General features: G+C 62.6%; 22 protein-coding genes. 10 read left to right on the top strand and 12 right to left on the bottom strand.

Annotated features, from left to right (window positions below):
• Positions 1 to 435: 435 nt before the first annotated feature.
• The 9 genes from LDO41_RS06800 to LDO41_RS06760 all read right to left on the bottom strand — a co-directional run bounded on the left by LDO41_RS06800 (position 436) and on the right by LDO41_RS06760 (position 9,815).
• Complete coding sequence (locus tag LDO41_RS06800; RefSeq protein WP_223983559.1) at positions 436 to 1,296, bottom strand: nucleotidyl transferase AbiEii/AbiGii toxin family protein; 861 nt, start codon at positions 1,294 to 1,296, stop codon at positions 436 to 438.
• Positions 1,293 to 1,898 carry a type IV toxin-antitoxin system AbiEi family antitoxin domain-containing protein gene (locus LDO41_RS06795; RefSeq protein ID WP_223984286.1) on the bottom strand — a complete coding sequence of 202 codons (606 nt, stop codon included), beginning with the start codon at positions 1,896 to 1,898 and terminating at the stop codon, positions 1,293 to 1,295. The genes LDO41_RS06800 and LDO41_RS06795 overlap by 4 nt, the downstream gene beginning before the upstream one ends.
• 128 nt (positions 1,899 to 2,026) lie before the next feature.
• Positions 2,027 to 2,686, bottom strand: a complete 660-nt coding sequence (locus LDO41_RS06790) for an energy-coupling factor ABC transporter ATP-binding protein (RefSeq protein ID WP_223983556.1) — start codon at positions 2,684 to 2,686, stop codon at positions 2,027 to 2,029.
• Positions 2,686 to 3,390, bottom strand: coding sequence for an ABC transporter permease (locus LDO41_RS06785; protein ID WP_223983553.1), 705 nt, complete (start codon positions 3,388 to 3,390; stop codon positions 2,686 to 2,688). Before LDO41_RS06785 ends, LDO41_RS06790 begins: the two co-directional genes overlap by 1 nt.
• A 5-nt stretch (positions 3,391 to 3,395) precedes the next feature.
• Entirely contained in the window at positions 3,396 to 4,184 is a 789-nt protein-coding gene (locus LDO41_RS06780) for a substrate-binding domain-containing protein (RefSeq protein WP_223984283.1), read from the bottom strand.
• Between the two features lie 96 nt (positions 4,185 to 4,280).
• Positions 4,281 to 4,802: a molybdopterin-guanine dinucleotide biosynthesis protein B gene (gene mobB / locus LDO41_RS06775; protein WP_318036278.1), complete on the bottom strand. Its 522-nt coding sequence runs from the start codon at positions 4,800 to 4,802 to the stop codon at positions 4,281 to 4,283.
• Complete coding sequence (gene fdhF / locus LDO41_RS06770) at positions 4,799 to 7,564, bottom strand: formate dehydrogenase subunit alpha (RefSeq protein WP_223983548.1); 2,766 nt, start codon at positions 7,562 to 7,564, stop codon at positions 4,799 to 4,801. The genes mobB and fdhF overlap by 4 nt, the downstream gene beginning before the upstream one ends.
• On the bottom strand, positions 7,561 to 9,276 hold the full coding sequence (locus tag LDO41_RS06765) for an NADH-ubiquinone oxidoreductase-F iron-sulfur binding region domain-containing protein (RefSeq protein WP_223983545.1): 1,716 nt from the start codon (positions 9,274 to 9,276) through the stop codon (positions 7,561 to 7,563). Before LDO41_RS06765 ends, fdhF begins: the two co-directional genes overlap by 4 nt.
• A 146-nt stretch (positions 9,277 to 9,422) precedes the next feature.
• Complete coding sequence (locus LDO41_RS06760; protein WP_223983543.1) at positions 9,423 to 9,815, bottom strand: winged helix-turn-helix domain-containing protein; 393 nt, start codon at positions 9,813 to 9,815, stop codon at positions 9,423 to 9,425.
• Positions 9,816 to 9,952: 137 nt separating this feature from the next.
• Between LDO41_RS06760 and LDO41_RS06755 the strand changes: the two genes are divergently transcribed.
• From LDO41_RS06755 to LDO41_RS06710, 10 genes are all read left to right on the top strand, one after another.
• Positions 9,953 to 10,414 carry a DUF3305 domain-containing protein gene (locus LDO41_RS06755; protein ID WP_223984280.1) on the top strand — a complete coding sequence of 154 codons (462 nt, stop codon included), beginning with the start codon at positions 9,953 to 9,955 and terminating at the stop codon, positions 10,412 to 10,414.
• A gap of 15 nt (positions 10,415 to 10,429) precedes the next feature.
• Complete coding sequence (locus LDO41_RS06750; RefSeq protein ID WP_223983540.1) at positions 10,430 to 10,981, top strand: DUF3306 domain-containing protein; 552 nt, start codon at positions 10,430 to 10,432, stop codon at positions 10,979 to 10,981.
• A gap of 107 nt (positions 10,982 to 11,088) precedes the next feature.
• Entirely contained in the window at positions 11,089 to 13,242 is a 2,154-nt protein-coding gene (locus LDO41_RS06745; protein ID WP_223983537.1) for a 4Fe-4S binding protein, read from the top strand.
• Positions 13,243 to 13,267: 25 nt separating this feature from the next.
• On the top strand, positions 13,268 to 13,897 hold the full coding sequence (locus LDO41_RS06740; protein WP_223983534.1) for a TorD/DmsD family molecular chaperone: 630 nt from the start codon (positions 13,268 to 13,270) through the stop codon (positions 13,895 to 13,897).
• A 132-nt stretch (positions 13,898 to 14,029) separates the two neighbouring features.
• Positions 14,030 to 14,245, top strand: a complete 216-nt coding sequence (locus LDO41_RS06735; protein ID WP_223983531.1) for a twin-arginine translocation signal domain-containing protein — start codon at positions 14,030 to 14,032, stop codon at positions 14,243 to 14,245.
• Between the two features lie 57 nt (positions 14,246 to 14,302).
• A complete protein-coding gene (locus tag LDO41_RS06730) occupies positions 14,303 to 17,338 on the top strand; it encodes a formate dehydrogenase subunit alpha (protein ID WP_223983529.1) in 3,036 nt (1,011 codons plus the stop codon).
• A 30-nt stretch (positions 17,339 to 17,368) separates the two neighbouring features.
• Positions 17,369 to 18,034: a formate dehydrogenase FDH3 subunit beta gene (gene fdh3B / locus LDO41_RS06725; RefSeq protein ID WP_223983527.1), complete on the top strand. Its 666-nt coding sequence runs from the start codon at positions 17,369 to 17,371 to the stop codon at positions 18,032 to 18,034.
• Positions 18,031 to 18,267, top strand: coding sequence for a hypothetical protein (locus tag LDO41_RS06720; RefSeq protein WP_223983525.1), 237 nt, complete (start codon positions 18,031 to 18,033; stop codon positions 18,265 to 18,267). Before fdh3B ends, LDO41_RS06720 begins: the two co-directional genes overlap by 4 nt.
• A gap of 40 nt (positions 18,268 to 18,307) precedes the next feature.
• Complete coding sequence (locus tag LDO41_RS06715) at positions 18,308 to 19,495, top strand: formate dehydrogenase subunit gamma (RefSeq protein ID WP_223983523.1); 1,188 nt, start codon at positions 18,308 to 18,310, stop codon at positions 19,493 to 19,495.
• Positions 19,496 to 19,564: 69 nt separating this feature from the next.
• The gene (locus LDO41_RS06710) at positions 19,565 to 19,894 is read left to right on the top strand and encodes a hypothetical protein (protein WP_223983520.1); all 330 of its coding nucleotides are present in this window, start codon (positions 19,565 to 19,567) and stop codon (positions 19,892 to 19,894) included.
• Positions 19,895 to 19,904: 10 nt separating this feature from the next.
• Here LDO41_RS06710 and LDO41_RS06705 read toward each other — a convergent pair whose 3' ends face one another.
• The 3 genes from LDO41_RS06705 to LDO41_RS06695 all read right to left on the bottom strand — a co-directional run bounded on the left by LDO41_RS06705 (position 19,905) and on the right by LDO41_RS06695 (position 22,612).
• Complete coding sequence (locus LDO41_RS06705; protein WP_223983518.1) at positions 19,905 to 20,774, bottom strand: alpha/beta fold hydrolase; 870 nt, start codon at positions 20,772 to 20,774, stop codon at positions 19,905 to 19,907.
• Between the two features lie 150 nt (positions 20,775 to 20,924).
• Positions 20,925 to 22,415, bottom strand: coding sequence for a monocarboxylate uptake permease MctP (gene mctP, locus LDO41_RS06700; protein ID WP_223983515.1), 1,491 nt, complete (start codon positions 22,413 to 22,415; stop codon positions 20,925 to 20,927).
• A complete protein-coding gene (locus tag LDO41_RS06695) occupies positions 22,412 to 22,612 on the bottom strand; it encodes a DUF3311 domain-containing protein (protein ID WP_223983512.1) in 201 nt (66 codons plus the stop codon). Before LDO41_RS06695 ends, mctP begins: the two co-directional genes overlap by 4 nt.
• Positions 22,613 to 22,673: the final 61 nt, after the last annotated feature.

Here is a 22,673-nt window from a genome sequence, read left to right as displayed (position 1 = left end):
ACGCACACCGTTCGGCCTTCTCCTGGCGACGTGTCATTTTTTGTTTCTCGAGGCGGGGAGAGGTATATTCCACGCTCGGGAAATCGAAATGGATTTCCGCCGGGCAAGCAAGACTAACCGACGCTGGCCGGATGAGCTGTTCGATTGGAAGAATGTCATGGATGTAGGTGAGAGCAGATTTGGACGTGGGCAGTGGTCCGTCACTCGGTTCGTTGTCGTCGCGGCTGCGTTGATGATGGTCGGATGCACCGTTATCAGTGCGACGGCAGCCGTGGGTAGCGCGGCCGTGTCCGCGGCCACCACCGCGGGCTCCGCAGCTGTAAGCGTAGCTTCGACCGCCGTCGAGACGACCTACTCGGTCACAAAAGCCGTGGTCACTAGCGGCCAGGACGCAGCGCCGTAGGCAACCATTAATCAACGCTCAACGCTCAACGCTCAACGCTCAACGCTCAACGCGGGAGCCAGGGCCGTGCTCAAGCGAGCAATGACGGCTGGCAGTGGTTCTGGTGGGAGGTCATTCATTTTGAGAAATGCCAACCACAGTGCCTGTCGGGAGACGTCGTGCGCAAACTCGTCTGTCAGGCCGATCGGGAGCGTTTCAGGAATCGCCATGCCTCGTCTTTCGAAGGTGGCCTTGATCGCCGCGGTCAGCAGAGTTAGGTCGAGATTCTCTCGCTCTAGCACGACCGATAGATCGAAGTAGTCCTTCAGGCGGGTGTTGGTCATGCCGAGCAAGGCAATGGCATGAAGTTTCTCCGCGATGACGGTGTAAGTCGGATAGGCGCGCAACCGAGGGGCGGGCATGTCGTCCAGTAGCACTGGGTAGACCGAATCCACCGGTGCCGGCGTGACGGCGTCCCCAAAGCCGACGTCGATCTGCGTCCTGCAGCGGGCTTTGGCCAGATCGCCCGTGATGATCACGCGAACGCCGCCGTATCCCGCTTCCTTGCGGATTTGCTGGACCTTTACCGAGGCAGGATCGAACACAATGCCGTCGTCGGCCGAGACGGCTGCGATGTCTCGGAAGACATCTTCCACCGAGTCGAGATCGCTGGCACCGAAGCCTAGCAGGTCGACATCGCGCGTGGCTCTGTGTGGCATGTCATACCAGAGCGTGAATAGCAGCGCGCCTTTGAGCAGAAAGCGGTCCGCGTGCCGAGATTGGGTCAGGCGATAGAGGATGCGCTCCAAGGCGTAGCGCACCAGTACCTGATTGAAATCCAGGCCTTGTGCCTTGGCGACATTGAGCAGGCGCGCACGGACAGATGCTGCTTTGTTGGTTGTGATTACGCTCATCCGACACTCTCCAGGTAGGGGCGCATCACGTTGGCGACACGGCAGATCTTTGCGAAATGCCAGATGTCATCGACAGAGGCTTTCCCGTGAGCCCGGGCGTCTTTCAGCGCGTCCAGTGCCACGTCCAGCCCGATCTTGTTACGGAACTTGAAGCAATCCGCAACGGTTTTTGCTGCGCTATACACCCTGAGGTTGATACCGTCGCGCTCTACGACCTCCACGCCAGCCGAGTAGGTATCGTCTCTGAATTGCACCATCTTGACAGGCGGATAGTCGATACGAGGCGGGTGGCTGCCACGCGGCATGGCAATCCAGATCTGGCGTGGTAGCTGGGTAGTCAGCTCATGAAATTGTAGTGCTGTCAGCAGGCAGAACACGGCTTGCGGCACTATCGTTGCAACCGTGCCGAGACTCTCGAATTCCGACGCCTGAGCGTCGGGCAGGCGATAGAGACTACGTCCAATTTTCTCGAGCAGGCCCGCTTTTGTCAGCCGCGTCAGAATGACCCGAGGCACATCGATGGCATCGAGATCACTGGCGCGCAGCAGTCCCTTCTGCCGAACCAGATCGAGAACGCGCTGAGTTTGGGTGCCAGAATGCATGACCCGGAGTATGTTCCATAATTTCGTCCAAAGCAAATATTGTACGAAATAATGGAACATGAGGCGCTGGCCTTGTTTGCCTCGTCGTTAACAAGAGCCAAGCAGCAGGATCCACACCAGCGGAAAGTTCAGGCTTCGCGTATCTGCAGGCGGCCGTCGCGCAGTTTCATGCGGTGGGCGCCGGGCATGCCGATCAGGTCCTTGTCGTGGCAGGCCATGATGACGCTGCTGCCTGCGTGGGTCATGTCCGGGATCAATCCGATGACTTGCTCCCTGGCGAAACCGTCCAGGTTGGAGGTGGGCTCATCCAGCAGCAGGAGTTTTGGCTCCAGGACTTTTGCACGCGCCAGGGCGACGCGCTGTTTCTCGCCGCCTGAAAGATGCTGTGGGTGTCTGGCAGCCAGATGCGTCACGCCGGCCCATTCCATGGCGGCTTCCACGCGCCTTGCTATCTCGGGCGCCGGTACTTTTCGCGCCACCAACCCGTAACCGATATTCTTGACCACGGTAGTGGAAAACATCACCGGATGCTGGTGCACGTACGCCACCGACTGACGCAGGGTCTTTGGATAGGGCGAGAGCCCGAGCGGCTGGCCAAGGAACGTCAGCCCAGCCGCCTCGGCTGCTTCGAGTCCGGCCAATATGCGCAGAATCGTGCTTTTGCCCACGCCATTCGAGCCGGTCAGCACATAGGCACTGCCGGCGTCGATTGTCAGCGTTTCGATATCGAAAAGTAATCTCGCGCCAAAGCGTTTGCGCAGACCCTGCACGACCAATAGTGCCGTCATCACGCCCCCGTCGCGCTCTGTACATCGCCCTGCAGCACCATCAGCAGCGCATTGATGATCAGCGCAATGGCGAGCAGCACGATGCCAAGCGCGATGCCTTGCGCAAACTCGCCCTTGCTGGTTTCCAGGGCAATGGCTGTCGTGATGGTCCGCGTCTGGCCTTCGATATTGCCGCCGACCATAATCGCGCTGCCGACCTCCGCAATGACGCGCCCAAAGCCATTGATGATGGCCGCCATGACCCCGAACCTCACTTCATGCAGGACGGTGAACATGGTGCGCCAGCGCGAGGCGCCCAATGTGATGGCGGTCTCCGCGATGCGTACATCGGCCGCCTGAACGGCCGCGAGCGTAAAGGCAACCAGAACAGGCGTGGCGATCAGAGCTTGTCCAAAGACGACGCCGGACTGCGTAAAGAGCCATTGCAGGCTGCCGAGCGGGCCCTGTCGGGACAACAGCAGGTACAGCAACAGCCCAATCATCACGGTGGGAAGCGAGAGGCTCGCCTGCGTCAGCCAGATGACGATCCGCTTGCCCCGAAACTTGTGCGCGGCAATGGCATAGCCGATCAGAATGGCAACCGGCGTCGCGATCAACAGCGCGACGGTCGACGTCTTCACAGATACCCAGATGATCTGCCAAAGGGCCGCGTCGCCTGAAAAAAGCAGGGCAAAGGCGCCGCGGATCGCTTCTATCAGATGCATGAGAATTAATTGCCAGCCTTTGCGCTCGGGAAAAAGAGCTGCTCGCCATCCACCTTGAATTCGGCGATTTTCTTCTGGCCTTCGGTCGAGGTGATCCAGTCGATCAACTGCATCGCACCTTTGTAGTTGATGTCCTTGTACTTGGCGGGATTGACCGCGATGATGCCGTACGGATTGAACATCCTGGAGTCGCCCTCGACGGCAATCACCAGGCCGGTCTTGGCACGGTAGGCGCCGTAGGTCGCCCGGTCGGTCAGCGTGTAGGCCTGCATTTCCGCCGCCATATTGAGCACTTCACCCATGCCCATTCCGGCCGAAATATAAGCGCTTCCTTCTGGCTTCGTACCAACGTCCTTCCAGTAATTCTTTTCCATCTGGTCGGTGCCGGAATTGTCGCCGCGCGAGATGAATTTCGCCTTCTTATCCACGATTTTCTTCATCGCGGCAATCACGTCCTTGCTGCCCTTGATGCCGGCCGGATCGCTGGATGGCCCGACGATGATGAAGTCGTTGTACATGACATCGCGCCGATTGACACCATGGCCTTCGGCCATGAATTTATCTTCGGAAGGGCGCGCGTGTACCAGGGTGACATCGACATCGCCATTCTTGGCCAGCTCGAGCGCCTTGCCAGTGCCGACGGAAATGACGTTGACCTTGGTATTCGTTTTTGCTTCAAAAATGGGGAGGAGATACTTCAGCAAGCCTGAATTGTCCGTACTCGTCGTGGTGGACAGCTTGATGACCTGTTGCGCCATGGCTGGCACGGCCATCGTCGAGAGTCCCAATGCCATCGCAAAGACGACGACGCGTGTCTTCAGGCTTGTCATTCTGCAGTCCCCCGTGTTGTATCGAATATTGCCTATACGATACACCACGGAACCACGGGTTCAGGCCAGACGATCGATTGTCTCTTTTAGCGGACTCGCAAACCTGAGCACCAGTTCCGCGGCCTCGCCCGCGCAATCCAGATGCACGTAAGGCAACGACGTCGATGGCGTGATGTCGCTGATGACCGCCACGATAGTGGGGTCTTGCGGGTGAAGCCAACCCTTTGCATTGGCGCTGCGATGGACTTCGATCTTCGCATGGCGCTCCGACTTGAAGCCTTCGACCAGCACGAGGTCAACGGGACTCAGGCGTTGCAGGAGTTCGCCAAGCCTGGGTTCCGATGCGTCGCGTAGCTCGTGCATGATGGCCCACCGCATGCGCGACGCGACAAGGACCTCCGTCGCGCCGGCATCGCGATGGACGTACGAGTCCTTGCCCGGCTGGTCGAAATCGAACTCATGGTGCGCATGCTTCAGCGTGGACACGGTGAAGCCTCGCTTTCTCAGTTCGGGAATAAGCTTCGCGATCAAGGTGGTCTTGCCCGCGCCGCTCCATCCCGCAAGTCCGATCACACGCATCAGGTCACGGTCGCTGGAGTGTCAGCGCGCTCGGCGCGTACTGCACAGAATTTGAACTCGGGGATCTTGCCCATAGGGTCGAGCGCGGGATTCGTCAAGAGGTTGGCGGCCGCCTCAGCATAGCAGAAGGGCATGAAGATCATGTTCTCAGGGACATCCCTATCTGAACGGACCTTGACCTCGACCGCGCCACGGCGCGTCCACAGGCGCGCAAACTCGCCCGGCCGCAATCCCAGGCGGTGCATGTCCTTCGGCGACATCAGCGCGACGGCTTCCGGCTCGATACCATCGAGCACCGTCGAGCGGCGCGTCATCGAGCCCGTGTGCCAGTGCTCGAGAATGCGGCCAGTGGACAGCACCATCGGGTAGTCGGCATCCGGAATTTCGTCCGGTGGCCGGATATGCGCGGGCACGATCTTCGCGCGACCGTTGGCCGTCGGGAATCCACCGGTGAAGATAATGTCGTCGCCTGGCACCTCGGGTCCCGCCACGGGGTACGTCACCGCGCCTTCGCGCTCAAGGCGTTCCCACGTGATGTTCTTCAGGGACGGCATGACCTGAGTCATTTCCGCAAACACGTCGGCCGGGCCACGATAGTTCCAGTCGAGTCCCATACGCTTTGCGATCTCCTGGATGATCCAGAGATCCTGACGCGCGTCACCGGGCGGCTCGATGACCTGGCGCGCAAGCTGCACGCGGCGATCGGTATTGGTGAAGCTGCCAACTTTCTCGGCAAATGCGGAAGCCGGCAGAATCACGTCCGCATGGAACGCGGTCTCGGTCACGAACAAATCCTGCACGACGAGGAACTCGAGCATGGCAAGCGCTTGCCGCGCATGCTGAAGATCCGGATCGGACATCGCCGGATTCTCGCCCTCGATGTACATGCCGGTGATGGTACCGGCGTGAATGGCGCCCATGATCTCGACCACGGTCAAGCCGGGCACCGGGTCGATGTCCTGCTGCCAGACATGCTCGAACGGCGCGCGCAGATCGGTGCGTTTTACGGACTGGTAATCCGGCAGGAACATCGGGATCAGCCCCGCATCGGATGCGCCCTGCACATTGTTCTGCCCACGCAGTGGATGCAGACCGGTGCCCGGACGACCCACCTGACCGGTGACCAGCGCCAGCGCGATCAGGCAGCGGGCATTGTCCGTGCCGTGCACATGCTGGCTGATACCCATGCCCCAGAAGATCAGCGAAGCCTTCGACTTGGCATAGAGACGCGCCACTTCACGCAGCGCCGCCGCCGGTACGCCGCAGATCGGCTCCATCTTCTCGGGCGAGAAGTCGAGGATCCGATCCTTGAGTTCCTCGTAGCCTTCGGTGTGATCGGCGATGTACTGGTCGTCGGTCAGCCCCTCCGTGATGATCGTGTGCAGCATGGCATTGAGCAGCGCTACATCACTGCCGGGCTTGAAAGCCAGATGCATATGCGCATGCCGCGACAGGCTTTGCCGCCGCGGGTCGATCACGATGAGCTTGGCACCGCGGCGGGCGGCGTTCTTGATGTACGTGGCCGCCACCGGATGGTTCACGGTCGGGTTGGCGCCGATCACGATGATGACTTCCGCGTCGAGTGCCGCTTCGAACGGCGCCGATACAGCGCCGGAATTCAGCCCCTCCATCAACGCCGCCACCGAGGACGCATGGCAGAGTCGCGTGCAGTGATCGACGTTGTTAGATCCAAAGCCCGCGCGCACCAGTTTCTGGAACAGGTACGCCTCTTCGTTGGAACCCTTGGCCGATCCGAAGCCCGCCAGCGCCTTGACGCCCTGCGTGTCGCGAATACCGGCGAGGCCGCGCGCGGCGACATCGAGCGCCTCTTCCCACGTAGCCTCGCGGAAGTGCGTGTAGGGGTTGGCCGGATCCACCTGATCGGTCCAATCCTTCTTCGCATTCGGCAGACGGATCAGCGGTGTGGTCAGGCGATGCGGGTGATGAATATAGTCGAAGCCGAAGCGACCCTTGACGCAAAGACGGTTATGGTTGGCGGGGCCATCCTTGCCGTCCGCGTACAGGATCTTGTTGTCCTTGACCTGGTAAGTCACCTGGCAGCCGACGCCGCAGAACGGGCACAGCGAGTCGACCTGCTTGTCCGGATAGTTGACGCGGGTCTGGTTTTCGTCGAGCAGGGCGGAAGGCATCAATGCACCGGTCGGGCATGCCTGCACACATTCACCGCAGGCCACGCACGTGGACTCGCCCATCGGATCGTCGAAGTCGAAAACGATCTTCGCCTCATGGCCCCGATAGGCCATGCCGATGACATCGTTCGCCTGCACTTCACGGCAACCGCGTACGCACAAGCCGCACTGGATGCAGGCATCGAGGTTGACGCGCATCGCATTGTGACTGGTATCTGCCTCCCAGCGCTCCGCGGCCGGAAACCGGCTCTCGGTGACACCGGTCTTGTCGGCCCATTGCCAGAATTTCGAGTCCGGATCGTGCGACGTGGCACGCGCCGGCTGATCGGCGACCAGCAGCTCCATCACCATCTTGCGGGCTGATACCGCGCGTGCGCTTTCGGACTTCACCTTCATACCGACGGCGGGGGTGCGTTTGCATGATGCCGCCAGCACGCGCTCGCCCTCGATTTCGACCATACAGGCGCGGCAGTTGCCGTCCGCGCGATAGTCGGGCTCCGGCGAATAACACAGATGCGGAATCTCGGTGCCAACGCGTTTGGCGACCTGCCAGATCGTTTCCCCGGGGGCCGCCTCGACCGTCTGTCCGTCTAGTTCGAACTGGATGGAGTTCATTGCGCGCGCCCCTGTGCCGGAAACAATTCAGTGAAGTATTTGAGGACGCTCGTCAATGGATTGGACGCCGCCTGGCCCAGGCCACAGATGGATGCGTCCCGCATCGCCTGACTCAACTCGCCCAGTAACTCCTGGTCCCAGACGTCCTCGGTCATCAGCAGCGCGGCCTTTTGCGTGCCGACGCGGCAGGGCGTGCACTGACCGCAGCTCTCGTCCTCGAAGAAGCGCATGAGATTGAGCGCGGCCTGCCTGATGTCGTCCTGATCGGACAGAACGATTACCGCTGCGGAGCCAATAAAGCAGCCGTATTTCTCCAGCGTACCGAAATCGAGCGGGATATCGTCCATCGACGCCGGCAGCATGCCGCCAGAGGCACCGCCGGGCAGATACGCGCGGAACGTGTGGCCATCCGCCATGCCACCGCAGTACTCTTCGATCAGCTCGCGAATGGTGAGGCCGGCAGGGGCCAGCTTGACGCCAGGATTCTTGACGCGGCCAGACACCGAATAGCTACGCAGGCCCTGACGATCGTTGCGGCCCTGAGACTTCCACCAGTCCGCGCCTTTCTCGACGAGATCGCGGACCCAGAACAGCGTCTCGACGTTATTGATCAGCGTGGGGCGGCCGAACAGGCCCACCTGAAAAGGATAGGGCGGCTTGTGGCGCGGATACCCGCGCTTGCCTTCGATACTTTCCAGAAGCGCCGATTCTTCGCCACAGATATAGGCGCCGGCACCGCGCCGAAGATGCAGGGTCGGCCCGTCGGGTGGGAGCTTGTCGATCTCTCGCGCCAGGATCTCGCGCACGGCCGGATACTCGTCCCGGATGTAGATATAGACCTCGTCGGCTTCGACGACGTGGGCGCCGATCAACGTGCCTTCCAGGAAACGGTGCGGATCGCGTTCCAGGTAATAGCGGTCCTTGAAGGTGCCGGGTTCGCCCTCATCGCCGTTGATCGCCATCAGGCGCGGGCCCGGCATGCTCAGCACCGAGCGCCATTTGCGACCGGTAGGAAAGCCCGCGCCACCCAGACCGCGCAAACTCGAGTCGTCGAGCACCTTGAGCAGGTCTTCCGTGGCGAAAGTCCCGGCACGAAGGCTGTTCAGCAACTTGTACCCGCCCTCGGCGACATACTGTTCGTACTCGACGTAGTCGGGCAGCTGCACATGTGTGTCTTCCTGCTCCACTGCATCCATCACGTTATGAGCATTCGCGTGATCGATGAAGTTGTGTCCGACTTCCGCCACGGGGGCCGTGTCGCAGCGCCCGACGCACGGCGCACGCACCACGCGTACTCCGGGCCCGGATGCTTCCTGCAGCTCTCCCAGCAGCTTCTCCGCGCCGAGCATGGCGCAAGTCAGCGAGTCGCACACGCGAATCGTCAGTGGTGGAATCGCCGGGTCGCCTTCCTTGACCACGTCGAAGTGCGCATAGAACGTGGCGGTCTCGAACACCTCGGAGAACGCCAGCTTCATCTCGTCGGCCAGCGCAGCCAGATGCGCGGCCGAGATCTGCTTGTAGGTGTCTTGTATGCGATGCAGATGCTCGATCAGCAGATCGCGTCGCCGCGGACTGTCGCCGAGCAGCAGGGCAATGTCATGAGCCGCTTGTGGGTCGATGCCGCGGCCTTTTGGCATGGCTTTGGCCTTGCGCCGTCCCGCGCCCGGATGCTCGAAAATCCGGATCGTTTGCTCGTGCTGACTCATGGTCATGCGTCTCCGCTGCTTCGCGGGCGCTGCACAAGGCGTACTTATGCGTGCCGCTTACAGATAGTTGTGGGGGTGGGACCGATATCTTTTTTTTAATATAACGAAAGGCAGGGACATGCGTAAATATGTACTTTTGCGCCGAAATGGCTTTAGTCGCGATTCGCCTCGCGGCTGTCGGGTCGGATCAGCATAAGTAGTTCGGGTAAACGCTTGGCGATAGCCCGCTGCGCCTCCTGTTCGATGGCCCGATAGACCCTGAGCACCTGCTCGCCTGTCTCGGTAAGTTGTGCTCCGCCGCCGGATGCGCCGCCACGTTGCTTGAGCACCAGTGGCTCGACGAAGTCGACATTCATGGCCGAGACGAGGGTCCAGATCTTCTGGTAGCTCATACCCAGTCTTCTGCCCGTTTCGGCGATCGATCCCGTTTCGGCGATCCCCTGGAGCACATCGGCCTTGCCGGGGCCGATGGCGATGGCGTGCTTGATTTCGACCCGAAAGCGGGCTTTCTCGTCCACGGACGAAGTGGTGAGCGTCGGTTTCATGGCGTGGATTATCGGCGATTCCGGACGTGTGATACGCTCAGCAACATCCATGTACGCGGGAATAAACGGAGTCTGCCGTGAATCCTAGTGCCGAGTCAGTGTCGCAGGTCCGTCCGGCGGTTACCGTGGCGGTGGTCATGCGCAGGGTCGCGCTGGCGAGCCGCTGGCAGCCATGGAAATGGGAGCTCGAGGCGGTCTGGCCAGACCTGGGCGAGTTTGGCATCGCGCCCATGCGCCTGGAGCAGGACGAGCATGGCGCGCGCTGGCTTTATCCCGGCTTCGAGGTCGCGCTTTTTCGCGACCAGGGCGAAGGCTACTACCTCAATCTCACCTCGGTGCAGCCCTGCTGGTTCGTGCAGTGGCGCATGCAGGAAGACGTTCCCGCGGACGAGGCACGACCGGTCCCCATCACAGTCTCACTGTCGTACAACGAGGCCGGACGCTGGCTCGACGCCGGCGAAACGGTGGAAAACGTACCGCTGGCACCTGACCAGCGCATCTGGCTACAGGCCTACGTTGACCAGAACTACCGCCCTGAACCCAAACAGCGCCGCCGGCCGGAGTCGTTCAAGGCGCCGGAAGATCGCGCGCGTTACTGACGAGGGCGGGCAACCATGAGCGATTCGTCCTTCCTGTCGCGCTGGTCGCGCCGCAAGACTGCGGTGCGAGAGGGCGCCACTGTGCCCGACGAGCCAGCCGCTCCCGCACCGGTCCCGCTCGCTCAATCACCGATCGCCGTCGCGCCAGAGACCCCAGCGGTCACGGAAGCGCCGGCCGATCTGCCGACCATGGCTGACGTGGCGCTATTGCAGCCAGGCGACAATGTCGCGCGTTTTGTCGCGCGCGGCGTGGACGAGAGCGTCAAGCGCGCCGCACTCAGGACACTGTTTGCCGACCCGCACTTCAATGTGATGGACGGCCTCGATACCTATATCGACGACTACGGCAAGCCGGACCCGATTCCTCCGGACATCCTGCGCCGGCTGCGACAGTCCGAGACGCTCAAACTTTTCGATGTCGAAGAGAGCGCGGAAACAAACGAAACGATGGAAGCGGTTGCGCTACCGGAGCCCCTCGTGCAGACCGCAGCGATCCCCGATGCAACGCAGGACGATGCCAGCAAGCCCGAACGAACAGGGCAAGATGGCGGGACAACACCCGGATAACTACGCGTAGGCCGGCGGATATGCTGGGCCTACAATAAAAACTCCCCACAAATCGCCGGCCCGCAACCCTCAAAGAAGGGTATTCGGACCGGTCAGCTACCTTCGCCATGCCCACGCTGATTTGCAATTGCAATGACACGATGCCGCTGGATGGCGCAGCGTTGTCGCAGGCCCATGGTGGGCCCTTGAAGGTTCATCGGCTGCTGTGCCGCAGGGAGATCGGCGACTTCACGGCCGCCCTCGACGGGGTGGACGACGTGATCGTCGCCTGCACGCAGGAGCAGCACCTGTTTGCCGAGGTCGCCTCGCAGACCGCCAGCGGCAGCAATGGCCGACCCATGGTCGCCGCGCCCGTGCGCTTCGTGAACATACGCGAGACCGGCGGCTGGTCGCAGGGCGCGCGGCGCGATCCCAAGACCGCGAATGCCAAGATCGCCGCGCTGCTGGCCGTAGCGGCGTTGCCCGAACCGGAGCCCGTGCCGGTGGTGGACTACCGTTCCGATGGCGCAGTGCTCGTGATGGGCCCAGCCGATCGCGCGTTGCCGTGGGCCGAGCACTTCGCCGCCATGTCGCTCGAAGTCACGGTCCTGCTGTCCGCCGGCGATACGCGCGTGACAGCTGGCGCCGCGCCCGCCGCGCGCGCGTACCCGGTGCACAGCGGCACGCTACGCACGCTGACGGGCTGGCTCGGCGCGTTCGACGCCACGTGGGACACCGGAGCAGGGCACGGCAATCCTATCGATCTGGACCTCTGCACGCGGTGCAACGCGTGTATCGAAGCCTGTCCGGAAAACGCGATCGACTTCAGTTATCAGATCGACATGGACCGCTGCCGCGCACATCGCGATTGCGTGCGTGCCTGTGGCGCGGCGGCGGCCATCGATTTCGACCGGCCGCTGGCAACTGCCGAAGGTCGCTTCGATCTGATCTTCGACCTCAACGATGCGGCAGCCTTCACCATGCACCAGCCTCCGCAGGGTTACCTGCACGCGGCGGGGGATGCCTTGCGTCAGCAACAACAGGCGCTGGCGCTGAGCCAGCTGGTGGGCGAGTTCGAGAAGCCGAAGTTCTTCCGCTACAAGGAGAACCTGTGTGCCCACGGGCGCAACCAGACCACCGGCTGCACGGCTTGTATCGATATCTGCTCGACGCAGGCGATAGTCTCTAAATGGCATGACGGCAAGGGCCGCATCGAGGTCACGCCGAATCTCTGCATGGGCTGCGGTGCGTGTACCACGGTGTGCCCGAGCGGCGCCATCAGCTACGCGTATCCGGGGCCCGAGGAACTGGGCAAGCGCTTGCGCACGCTGCTGTCGGCCTATCGTTCGGCGGGTGGTCGCGATGCCGTAGTGTTGCTGCACGGCGAAGCTTCCGGTACGCCGCCTATCCTGGCGCTCGGCCGCGCGGCGCGCGCCGGTCAGGCGCAAGGCATGCCGCCGAACGTGATGCCGGTATCGGTGTTTCATCCGGCGGCGGTGGGGCTGGAGCTTTGGCTGGCGGCGCTGTGCTGGGGCGCGTCGCGCGTGGCGGTGCTGCTTACCGGCGACGAGGCACCGCAGTATCGCATTGCGCTGCGTGAGCAGATGGACGTGGCCAACACGCTGCTGGCCGGCCTCGGCTACGACGGCGATGCGGTGTGCGTGATCGAGGCCGGCGATGCGGACGCCCTCGACGCTCGTCTCGCGGCGCTGCGGCCCACCCGTCATGCATTGCCGCCGGCGGCGTTCGGTGCCATCGCCGCCAAGCGCGAGATGCTGGATTTCACACTCGATCATCTGGTGCGGCATGCACCGATGCCGACTGGCGTGGTGCCGCTGCCGGCCGCGGCGCCCCTCGGCGCGGTGATGGTGGACACGGCAAGGTGCACCTTGTGCATGGCCTGCGTGGGGACCTGCCCAAGTCAGGCGCTGCGTGATAACCCCGAGCAACCGGTGCTGAGTTTTGTCGAGCGCAACTGCGTGCAATGCGGCTTGTGCGAAAAGACCTGCCCGGAGGATGCGATCACGCTCGTGCCGCGCCTGCTGACTGAGGACTCGGTACGACGACCCGTCACGCTGGCTGAGACACGCCCGTTCCACTGCGTGCGCTGCAACAAGCCGTTCGGTACTGCGCAGCTGGTGGAGTCGATGCTGGTCCGCCTGGCCGGGCATCCGGCGTTTGCTGGCGCGGCCGCCGAGCGTTTGAAGATGTGTGCCGATTGCCGCGTGGTCGATATGATGGAACGCGACCCGGGGACTGTCAGCGGCGCCACCCTCCGGTAACCGGCCAGACGATAACCATCGCGACATGACAGATTTCCAGCCCATTCAGCTGAGCGCCGCCGTACCTGACGACGACGAAGATATTGCCCGCGCCGACTTGTACGGCCTGCTGGCCACGCTGTTCTACCGCGCCCCGGACGCGGCGTTGCTACGGCATATCGCGGCCGGCCGTGCACACGGCGAAGACGCGGAGACCGTGCTGGGCCGCGCATGGAATGCATTGTGCGACGCCGCATCGGTCGCCACTGAGGCGGAGACGGGCGAGGAGTACCGCGAGCTCTTCGTTGGGGTGGGCCGCCCCGAAGTCATTCTTTATGGGTCGTTTTACCTGACCGGCTTCATGAACGAGCGCCCCCTGATCGCCTTGCGCGACAACCTCGCGCGCTACGGACTGGTCCGACACGAAGACGTCAGCGAAACCGAGGATCACATCGCCACGCTGTGCGAGGTCATGCGGTTCCTCGTGGCCGGCGAAGACCCTGGCGTATCCAATCTGGGCGAGCAGCAACGTTTCTTCGCGCAGCACCTGCAGCCTTGGGTCGGGAAATTGTGCGATGCATTAAATGGTCATCCGCAAGCGCGCTTCTATCGAGGCGTGGCCGACCTGATGCGGGCCTTTGCGGAAATCGAAGCCGTAGCGCTGGAAATGCACTGAATTTGCAGATGCGCGTCCGGATTAACCCGCAATTGTCATGTTCTTCCCGCCGCTTTGTTCCTAGAATATGCGTAACAACGCATAAGAAACTCACACACCGGCATGCCAATGCCGAACAGACGGGTGCCCCACATGAAAGAGACGCAACCCAAGGTCGCGCGCCGGAACTTTCTCGCCGGTGCTGGTGTTGTTACGGCGGCTGCCGGCGCCGCGGCGCTTACCGCGCGTAGTCCGGTGACCTCACCCCGGAACGCCGCCATTCCCGAGTCCACCGACGTATCCTCGGACCACAAGGGTTATCGGGTTTCCGAGCATATTCGCAAGTACTACCGGTCGACGCTGGTATAGGCGCGTTCGCGTCTCCGGTTTTTGCTGAAGTTCCGCTTTCCTCTTTCGAGGTGAGACATGATCTTGACCCGCAAGCGCGCGGCACAGGGCGCATCGACCCGGCTGGCTGACGGCACCACACAGGCGAAAGCAGCGGCGACGTCCGGCCGCCTATCCATGCGGCTCGCGGCGGGCCTGGCCGGCGCCATGCCGACCATGGACCGGCGCAGCTTCCTGAAACGCTCCGGTATCGGCGTCGGGACCGGCCTCGCGGTCTCGCAATTGGCGCTGCTGCGCAAGGCGGACGCGGCCGATGAGAAAGCCGGAGCCGCGGCGGCCGGGAAGGGCGACGGCAGCATCGTGGTAAAGCGCACCGTCTGCGGCCACTGTTCGGTCGGCTGCGCGGTCGATGCGGTGGTGCAGAACGGCGTGTGGGTACGGCAAAACCCGGTGTTCGATTCGCCCATCAACATGGGCGCGCACTGCGCCAAGGGCGCTGCGCTGCGTGAGCATGGCCACGGCGAATACCGTCTGAAGTACCCGATGAAACTCGTCAATGGCAAGTACCAGCGCATCACGTGGGATCAGGCGCTCGACGAGGTCACCGCAAAGATGAAGGAGATTCGCCAGCAGAGCGGACCCGATTCGATGTTCTTCGTCGGCTCCTCCAAGCACAGCAACGAGCAGGCATACCTGCTTCGCAAATGGGTGTCGTTCTTCGGCACCAACAATACCGACCATCAGGCGCGCATCTGCCACTCCACTACGGTGGCAGGCGTGGCGAACACCTGGGGGTACGGGGCGATGACCAACTCGTACAACGATATGCAGCACGCGAAAGCGGCGCTGTATATCGGCTCCAACGCGGCCGAGGCCCACCCGGTGTCGATGCTGCATCTGCTGCATGCCAAGGAGAACGGCTGCAAGATCATTGTGGTGGACCCGCGCTATACGCGCACCGCCGCCAAGGCCGAGCACTATGTGCGCATCCGCTCGGGCACCGATATCGCCTTCCTGTTCGGCGTGCTGTACCACATCTTCCAGAACGGCTGGGAAGATCCCAAGTACCTGCACGATCGCGTGTATGGCATGGACAAGGTCAAGGAGAACGTGCTCGCCAACTGGACGCCGGACAAGGTGGAGGAGGTGTGCGGTGTGCCGGAGGCACAGGTAAAGATGGTCGCCCAGGTCATGGCGGAAAACCGGCCCAGCACGCTGGTCTGGTGCATGGGCCAGACCCAGCACACCATCGGCAATGCCATCGTGCGCGCCTCGTGCATCGTCCAGCTGGCGCTGGGCAATATCGGGGTGTCCGGTGGTGGCGCCAATATCTTCCGCGGGCACGACAATGTGCAGGGCGCCACCGACGTGGGGCCAAATCCCGATTCGCTGCCGGGCTACTACGGGCTGGCCACGGGTGCATGGAAGCACTACGCGGCCGTCTGGGGCGTGGATTATGAATGGATCAAGAAACAGTTCGCCTCGCAGGCGATGATGGAGAAGTCGGGCGCCACCGTGTCCCGCTGGATTGATACCGTCACCGAGAAGAACGACCTGATCGATCAGGACAACAACGTGCGCGGCGTGTTCTTCTGGGGCCATGCGCCGAACTCCCAGACACGCGGGCTGGAGATGAAAACGGCGCTGGACAAGCTGGACTTGCTGGTGGTGGTCGACCCCTATCCGTCGGCAACCGCGGCGATGGCCAACATGCCACCGGCCGAGGGCGAGAAGGTCAACCCCAACCGCGCGGTCTATCTGCTGCCCGCCTGCACGCAGTTCGAGACGTCAGGGTCGTGCACGGCCTCCAACCGCTCGCTGCAATGGCGCGAGAAGGTCATCGAGCCGCTCTTTGAATCGATGCCCGACCATACGCTCATGCAGGCGTTTGCCGACAGGCTGGGCTTCGGCAAGGAGCTGTCGAAAAACTACAAGATGATCGAGGTCAAGCGCGCGGGCCGCACGTGGATGGAGCCGGAGCCCGAGTCCATTCTGCGCGAGATCAACCGCAGCCACTGGACCATCGGCTACACCGGGCAGTCGCCGGAACGGCTCAAGGCCCACATGCGCAATATGGAGAAGTTCAACGCCAAGACATTGCGCTGCGAGGGCGGCAAGGATGCCGCCACCGGCTATGACCTGACCGGCGACTACTTCGGCCTGCCATGGCCATGTTATGGCAACCCGGAACTGAAGCACCCGGGTTCGCCGAACCTGTATGACACCGGCAAGCATGTGATGGACGGAGGCGGTAACTTCCGTGCCAATTTCGGCGTGGAGCGCGATGGCGTCAATCTATTGGCCGAAGACGGTTCCTGCTCGCTCGGTGCGGAAATTACGATGGGCTATCCCGAGTTCGACCACGTGCTGCTCAAGAAGCTGAACTGGTGGGATGAACTGACCGCCGAGGAGAAGACGGCGGCCGAAGGCAAGAACTGGAAGACCGACCTGTCCGGCGGCATCCAGCGCGTGGTGATGAAAAACCATGGCTGCCATCCGTTCGGCAACGCCAAGGCGCGCGCGGTGGTATGGAACTTCCCGGACCCGATTCCGCTGCATCGCGAGCCGCTGTATTCCACGCGTCCCGACATGGTGGCCAAATACCCGACCCATGACGACAAGATGGCGTTCTGGCGCCTGCCTACGCTGTACAAGACCGTTCAGCAGCGCAATATCGAGAACAAGGTTTACGAGAGGTTCCCAATCATCCTGACATCCGGCCGACTGGTGGAGTACGAGGGCGGTGGCGAGGAAACCCGCTCCAACCCCTGGCTGGCCGAACTGCAGCAGGAGAACTTCGTGGAGATCAATCCGCGCGCGGCATCCGATCGCGGTATCCGCAATGGTGACTTCTGCTGGGTGAAGACACCGACCGGTGCCCGCATCAAGGTGCGCGCGCTGGTGACCGAGCGCGTGGGCCCGGACACCGCTTTCATCCCGTTCCACTTCTCGGGATGGTGGGAAGGCAAGGATCTGAAGGACTATTACCCGGCGGGCGCGATGCCCATCGTGCGCGGCGAGGCGGTCAACACTGCGACTACCTACGGCTACGACTCGGTGACGATGATGCAGGAAACCAAGACCACGATCTGCCAGATCGAACGCTTTGCCTGAACGCTCGACATCTAACACCAGGACGACATCATGGCCCGCATGAAATTCATCTGTGACGCCGAGCGCTGCATCGAGTGCAATAGCTGCGTCACTGCCTGCAAGAACGAGCACGAGGTGCCGTGGGGCGTGAACCGGCGCCGTGTCGTCACCGTCAACGATGGCATCGAAGGCGCGGAGAAATCGATCTCCGTGGCCTGCATGCACTGCTCGGACGCGCCTTGCATGGCGGTCTGCCCGGTCGACTGCTTCTATCGCACCGACGACGGGGTAGTCCTGCACGACAAGGACGTCTGCATCGGCTGTGGCTACTGCTCGTATGCCTGCCCATTCGGCGCGCCGCAGTTCCCATCCACGGGTACCTTCGGCGCACGCGGCAAGATGGACAAGTGCACCTTCTGCGCGGGCGGGCCGGAGAAGAACGGCTCCGAGGCGGAGTTCGAGAAGTATGGGCGCAACCGCCTGGCTGAAGGCAAGCTGCCGTTGTGCGCGGAGATGTGCTCCACCAAGGCGCTGTTGGGCGGCGATGGGGATGTGATTGCCGACATCCTGCGCAACCGCGTGATCAAACGCGGTGCGGGCGCGGATGTGTTTGGCTGGGGGACCGCCTATGGCAAGAACGGTGGCCAGGCGGCGGCGCCGGTCGCTCCGGCCGCGCCTGCGGGTCCCAAGCCAGCCAATGGAGGAAAACCATCATGACGCGCATTTCGACGGTGGCCACGCTGGTTGTGGCGGGCGCGCTGCTGGTCGCCTGTGGGGAGAAGCCGCAGACCATCGGTGGCTCGCACGCGAAGGCGGATACGCCCGCCTACGAGGGTGCGCCCGGCGATCCGTTCGTTGCCAAGGGGTGGACGCCGGGTGACAAGACCAGTTGGCAGAATCAGATCCGCGAGCGCAACCAGTACCAGAACGAATACGTCCGCTCGCCATGAGGTCGTGGCAAACCGGTCGGAGCGATTCGGAGGAACGTATATGAGCCCCACGCAGAATACGTATGGCTGGCGAGCATGGTTTGCCGCCGCCGCGCTGGCTGTGTTGGCACTGGCCAGCGGTGGCGTTGCCGCGCAGGCGCCGGCCTCCGCGCCGCAGGCCGCCCCAGCGGCGGATGCGAACAATCCGGCCACCCATCCCGTGCAGCCGTTCGCCGGCGTGGCATCGGAGAATATCTTCAATGTGCCGCGCCGCGATATTGCCGACGAAGCGCGCAGCCAGCAACAACGTTCGGTGACCCAGCCCGGCAACAACGCGCCGGTCTGGCGTGAGGTCAACTCCGACCAGGCCCACTACAGCAGCCTGCCGGCCAAGGAAGCCGGCGTGCTGATCCAGCGCACGGGTCAGCAATGGCGCCTGTTTCGCAATGGCGTGATTACCGTATGGGGTGGCTGGCTGCTGGTGGTCGTGCCGCTGGCCATTCTCGCGTTCTTCGCATGGCGGGGCACCATCCCGCTGCGGGAGCCGCGCACGGGACGGCTGATCGAGCGCTTTACGCCGATCGAACGCATCGTCCACTGGACCATGGCGATCTCGTTTGTGCTGCTCGCGGTCTCGGGCATCATCATGCTGTTCGGCAAGCATTTCCTGCTGCCGATCATGGGGCATACGTTGTTCGGCTGGCTGACGTATCTGCTGAAGAACGTTCACAACCTCGTCGGCCCGATCTTCACGTTTGCGATCATTGTTGGATTCGTGTTCTTTGTGCGCGACAACTTCCCCGGGCGCGAGGACATCCGCTGGCTCAAGAGCATGGGCGGCATGGTGAGCGGCGAGCATGTGCCGAGCCGCCGCTTCAATGCCGGCGAAAAGCTGTGGTTCTGGGGCGGTCTGGTGTTCTTTGGACTCATCCTGTCCGCATCGGGGTGGGTGCTGGACATGATCGTGCCGGGGCTCGATTACTACCGCGCCACCATGCAGATTGCAAACGTCGTGCACGGTATTGCCGCCGTGTTGATGATGGCCATGTCGCTCGGCCATATCTATATGGGCACCATCGGCATGGAGGGCGCGTATCGCGCCATGCGCCACGGCTGGGTGGACGAGGCGTGGGCCAAGGAGCATCACGAATTGTGGTACGACGATATCAAGGCCGGCAAGATTCCGGCTCAGCGATCGACCCCGCCGGGTGCGGAGCCTTCGCGTCGGCCCCGACCCGGTGAGGCTTGAGATGCTCGGATCGCCGACTTCCCCCCCAATCGCGTCCCCCCGATCACGTCTCCATGATGGAGCCCGACCATGAAATGCATCGCGATGCTCATCGTCCTGGCCGCGGCGTGCGGCAGCGCCCAGACGGTACTTGCCAAGCTGCCCCCGCCAACCGACGCGCAGAAGGCCAAGGCGGAAGACACCAAGGCACGCGCCGCGTGGGCTGACAAGGTGGCGGCGTATCAGCTCTGCAATGCGCAGGACAAGGTTGCCGCGCATTACTTCAGCGACATGAAGGCACGCGGCAAGGACGTACGCCCGCCAGCGCAGGCTGCCGCCTGCGCCAATCCGGGTGCCTACACACCGCCGGTGGCTGCCACGCCGGATCCCAGCACAGGCGAGCCGCCGCTCAAGAAGTAGCTGCTAGCCTCTAGCGCGTGCCGTCGAGGAACTTCACGATCGCCGCGTCGAAGCTCTTCGGATCCTGAATGAACGCAAAATGGCTGGCGTTCGGCAGGATCAGCATGCGCGCGTGGGGAATCGTTTTTGCGATGTATTCCGTGTGCGTGCGCTGGATACCTTCGTCGTGGTCGCCGTCCATCACAAGCACCTGTGATCGGATGGTCTTCAGTTGCGCATCGGTCCAGTTCGGCTCCGTCTCCCACATCTTTCCAATCTGCGCGACGAAGGCGTCGTAGTCGTTCGGCGTGGGCGAAAGCTTCGCGTATTCTTTGCCGGCGCGTTCGATATAGGCCGCGAACACCGGGTTCTTGTCGAAGTCCGGGATCAGGCCGTCGGTCTTTGTGTTGACGCCGAAGGCGACGATCTTGCCGACGCGCTCTGGATGGCGAATGGCGATATCGAACGCCTGAATCGCGCCGTCGCTCCAGCCGACGATATCGGCGCGGGGAATCTTCAGTTGGTCCATCAGCGCGATCACGTCGTCGGCCATCAGGTCGTAGCCATAGGGCGTGGCGTCGCGCGTGCTGCGGCCGTGGCCGCGGGAGTCGACGACGATCACGCGATGGTTGCGGCTCAGCGTGCGGACCTGATTGGCCAGGTAATCCGAGTTGGCGAGGCCGCCGTGCAGCACGATCACCGGCGAGCCGCGGCCGACTTCGGCGTTGTAGAGGCGGATGCCACGCAGTTCGCTGTGACGTTCCTGGGTCCATTTGACCGGCGCGGGTGTGGGCGGCAGGGTTTGCCAACGTTCGAGTGCGTTGGCGGCATGCGCCGCGGCCATCATGACGACGGCGGCGAGCAGCGGTTTGATGCGCGGATGAATGCGAAGCTGCGGCATGGTGGTTCCCCTCTTGTTATTGGCGAGCAAAAGGTGAACTGTAGGGGAGGCCGGGCCGGTGTGTTTTAAGACCGGCCGGGATTGCGCGCGAATGCACTTCGCGGCGCCCCCCTCTCCGTTTGGGAGAGGGGGCAACGGTGCTACGCCGCCTTAATGCGCGGCGCGTGCCACCACGCGCTGACTTTGCGTCAGCGCCGACACGACAAACGACACGACGATGTTCGCCGCCAGCGCGATCAGGCCGATGTACGTCGGATACGCGCCACCGCCGATATGCAGCGTGTACACGGGCTTGAGACCCATCACCGCGGCCAGACCGGTGCCGAGCACGATGCCGACGATCCAGCCCGCGAACAGACCGGTAGTGGTCAGGCGACGCGTGTACAGCGAGAACACCACGGCGGGGAAGATCTGGAGAATCCAGACGCCACCGAGCAGTTGCAGATCGATCGCGTACTGCGTGGGCAGCACGATGATGAACAGCAGCGCGCCGAACTTCACCACCAGCGAGAAGAGCTTGGCGCTCTTCGCTTCCTTCTCGGGCGTCACGTTCGGTGCGAACAGGGGCTTGTACAGATTACGCGTGAACAGGTTGGCCGCACCGATCGACATGATGGCCGCCGGCACCAGCGCGCTGATCGCGATGGCCGCGGCGGCAAAGCCAACGAACCACGACGGGAACAGCGTGAGGAACAGCGTAGGCACCACGTCAGACGCCGAGGTCACGTGCACGTTGGCGGCAATGGCCATATAGCCGAGCACCGCGATCAGGCCCAGCAGCAGCGTGTAAGCCGGCAGGATGATCGCGTTCTTGCGCACGGTCTTCGCCGACGACGAGGACAGCACCGCGGTCATCGTGTGCGGATACATAAAGGCCGCGAGCGCCGAACCAAGCGCGAGCGTGGCATAGGCCATGAACTGCGACGGATGCAGGATGATGCCGGTGGTGCCGCCCTTGGTCTGGAAGAACTTGTCCGCGGCGTCGAACAGAGAGGCGTAGCCGCCAAGCTTGCTCGGGATGATCGACACCGCGACGATCACGACGATGTAGATCATGATGTCCTTGACGAACGCGATCATCGCCGGCGCGCGCAGGCCGCTCGAGTACGTGTACACGGCCAGGATCGCGAACGCCACCACCAGCGGCAGTTCGCCGGTGACGCCCAGGCTCTTGATCACCACCTGCATACCCACCAGCTGCAGCGCGATATACGGCAGCGTGGCGATGATGCCGGTCAGTGCCACCGCCGCGGGCAGCCACTTGCCGCCGAACTCGCCCTGCACGTAATCCGCCGCGGTGATGTGGTTCTTGCGATGACACACCTCCCACAGCTTGGGCATGACCGCGAACACGAATGGATAGACGATGATCGTGTACGGCAGCGCGAAGAAGCCATACGCTCCAACCGAGTACACCAGCGCGGGCACGGCAATGACGGTGTACGCCGTATAGAAGTCACCACCGACCAGGAACCACGAGATCAGCGTGCCGAACTGGCGGCCACCCAGGCCCCACTCGTGCAGTTGCGTCAGATCGCCGCGTTTCCAGCGCGCGGCCACAAAGCCGAGCACCGTCACGAGTGCGAAGAAGAAAATAAAGACCGCCATTGCGGTGCTGTTGATTGCGCTCGGCTCGCTCATTTCATGCTCCGATACACAATAAACAGGATCAACGAGGTAATCGGCACCCAGAGGAACTGGTACCAGTAAAAGAACGGAAAGCCGAACAACGCCGGTTGCGTGTCGTTATAGAACGGCAGCCACAGCAGCGCGACATAGGGGAGCAGCAGAAGCAGGCGCGTCCAGCCGCCGCCTCCACTTTCTTGTGAGGTCTCCATCGTGTTCTCCAGGGGATGTACAAAGTCGTGACATGCGGGCAAGACAAGCCCGCATGGGCCC

The sequence above is a fragment of the Cupriavidus pampae genome (assembly GCF_914271485.1).
Lineage (GTDB): Bacteria > Pseudomonadota > Gammaproteobacteria > Burkholderiales > Burkholderiaceae > Cupriavidus > Cupriavidus pampae.
This window is presented reverse-complemented; position numbering and strand designations above follow the sequence as displayed.

Coding starts and splice junctions, on each gene's coding strand:
- fdh3B (WP_223983527.1), top strand. CDS start 17,369: ATGGCCCGCATGAAATTCATCTGTGACGCCGAGCGCTGCATCGAGTGC.
- LDO41_RS06780 (WP_223984283.1), bottom strand. CDS start 4,184: ATGGCATTGGGACTCTCGACGATGGCCGTGCCAGCCATGGCGCAACAG.
- LDO41_RS06750 (WP_223983540.1), top strand. CDS start 10,430: ATGAGCGATTCGTCCTTCCTGTCGCGCTGGTCGCGCCGCAAGACTGCG.
- mctP (WP_223983515.1), bottom strand. CDS start 22,415: ATGAGCGAGCCGAGCGCAATCAACAGCACCGCAATGGCGGTCTTTATT.
- LDO41_RS06790 (WP_223983556.1), bottom strand. CDS start 2,686: ATGACGGCACTATTGGTCGTGCAGGGTCTGCGCAAACGCTTTGGCGCG.
- LDO41_RS06710 (WP_223983520.1), top strand. CDS start 19,565: ATGAAATGCATCGCGATGCTCATCGTCCTGGCCGCGGCGTGCGGCAGC.
- fdhF (WP_223983548.1), bottom strand. CDS start 7,564: ATGAACTCCATCCAGTTCGAACTAGACGGACAGACGGTCGAGGCGGCC.
- LDO41_RS06740 (WP_223983534.1), top strand. CDS start 13,268: ATGACAGATTTCCAGCCCATTCAGCTGAGCGCCGCCGTACCTGACGAC.
- LDO41_RS06765 (WP_223983545.1), bottom strand. CDS start 9,276: ATGACCATGAGTCAGCACGAGCAAACGATCCGGATTTTCGAGCATCCG.
- LDO41_RS06705 (WP_223983518.1), bottom strand. CDS start 20,774: ATGCCGCAGCTTCGCATTCATCCGCGCATCAAACCGCTGCTCGCCGCC.
- LDO41_RS06785 (WP_223983553.1), bottom strand. CDS start 3,390: ATGCATCTGATAGAAGCGATCCGCGGCGCCTTTGCCCTGCTTTTTTCA.
- LDO41_RS06695 (WP_223983512.1), bottom strand. CDS start 22,612: ATGGAGACCTCACAAGAAAGTGGAGGCGGCGGCTGGACGCGCCTGCTT.
- LDO41_RS06745 (WP_223983537.1), top strand. CDS start 11,089: ATGCCCACGCTGATTTGCAATTGCAATGACACGATGCCGCTGGATGGC.
- LDO41_RS06715 (WP_223983523.1), top strand. CDS start 18,308: ATGAGCCCCACGCAGAATACGTATGGCTGGCGAGCATGGTTTGCCGCC.
- LDO41_RS06735 (WP_223983531.1), top strand. CDS start 14,030: ATGAAAGAGACGCAACCCAAGGTCGCGCGCCGGAACTTTCTCGCCGGT.
- LDO41_RS06755 (WP_223984280.1), top strand. CDS start 9,953: ATGCGCAGGGTCGCGCTGGCGAGCCGCTGGCAGCCATGGAAATGGGAG.
- LDO41_RS06795 (WP_223984286.1), bottom strand. CDS start 1,898: ATGCATTCTGGCACCCAAACTCAGCGCGTTCTCGATCTGGTTCGGCAG.
- LDO41_RS06720 (WP_223983525.1), top strand. CDS start 18,031: ATGACGCGCATTTCGACGGTGGCCACGCTGGTTGTGGCGGGCGCGCTG.
- LDO41_RS06800 (WP_223983559.1), bottom strand. CDS start 1,296: ATGAGCGTAATCACAACCAACAAAGCAGCATCTGTCCGTGCGCGCCTG.
- LDO41_RS06730 (WP_223983529.1), top strand. CDS start 14,303: ATGATCTTGACCCGCAAGCGCGCGGCACAGGGCGCATCGACCCGGCTG.
- LDO41_RS06760 (WP_223983543.1), bottom strand. CDS start 9,815: ATGAAACCGACGCTCACCACTTCGTCCGTGGACGAGAAAGCCCGCTTT.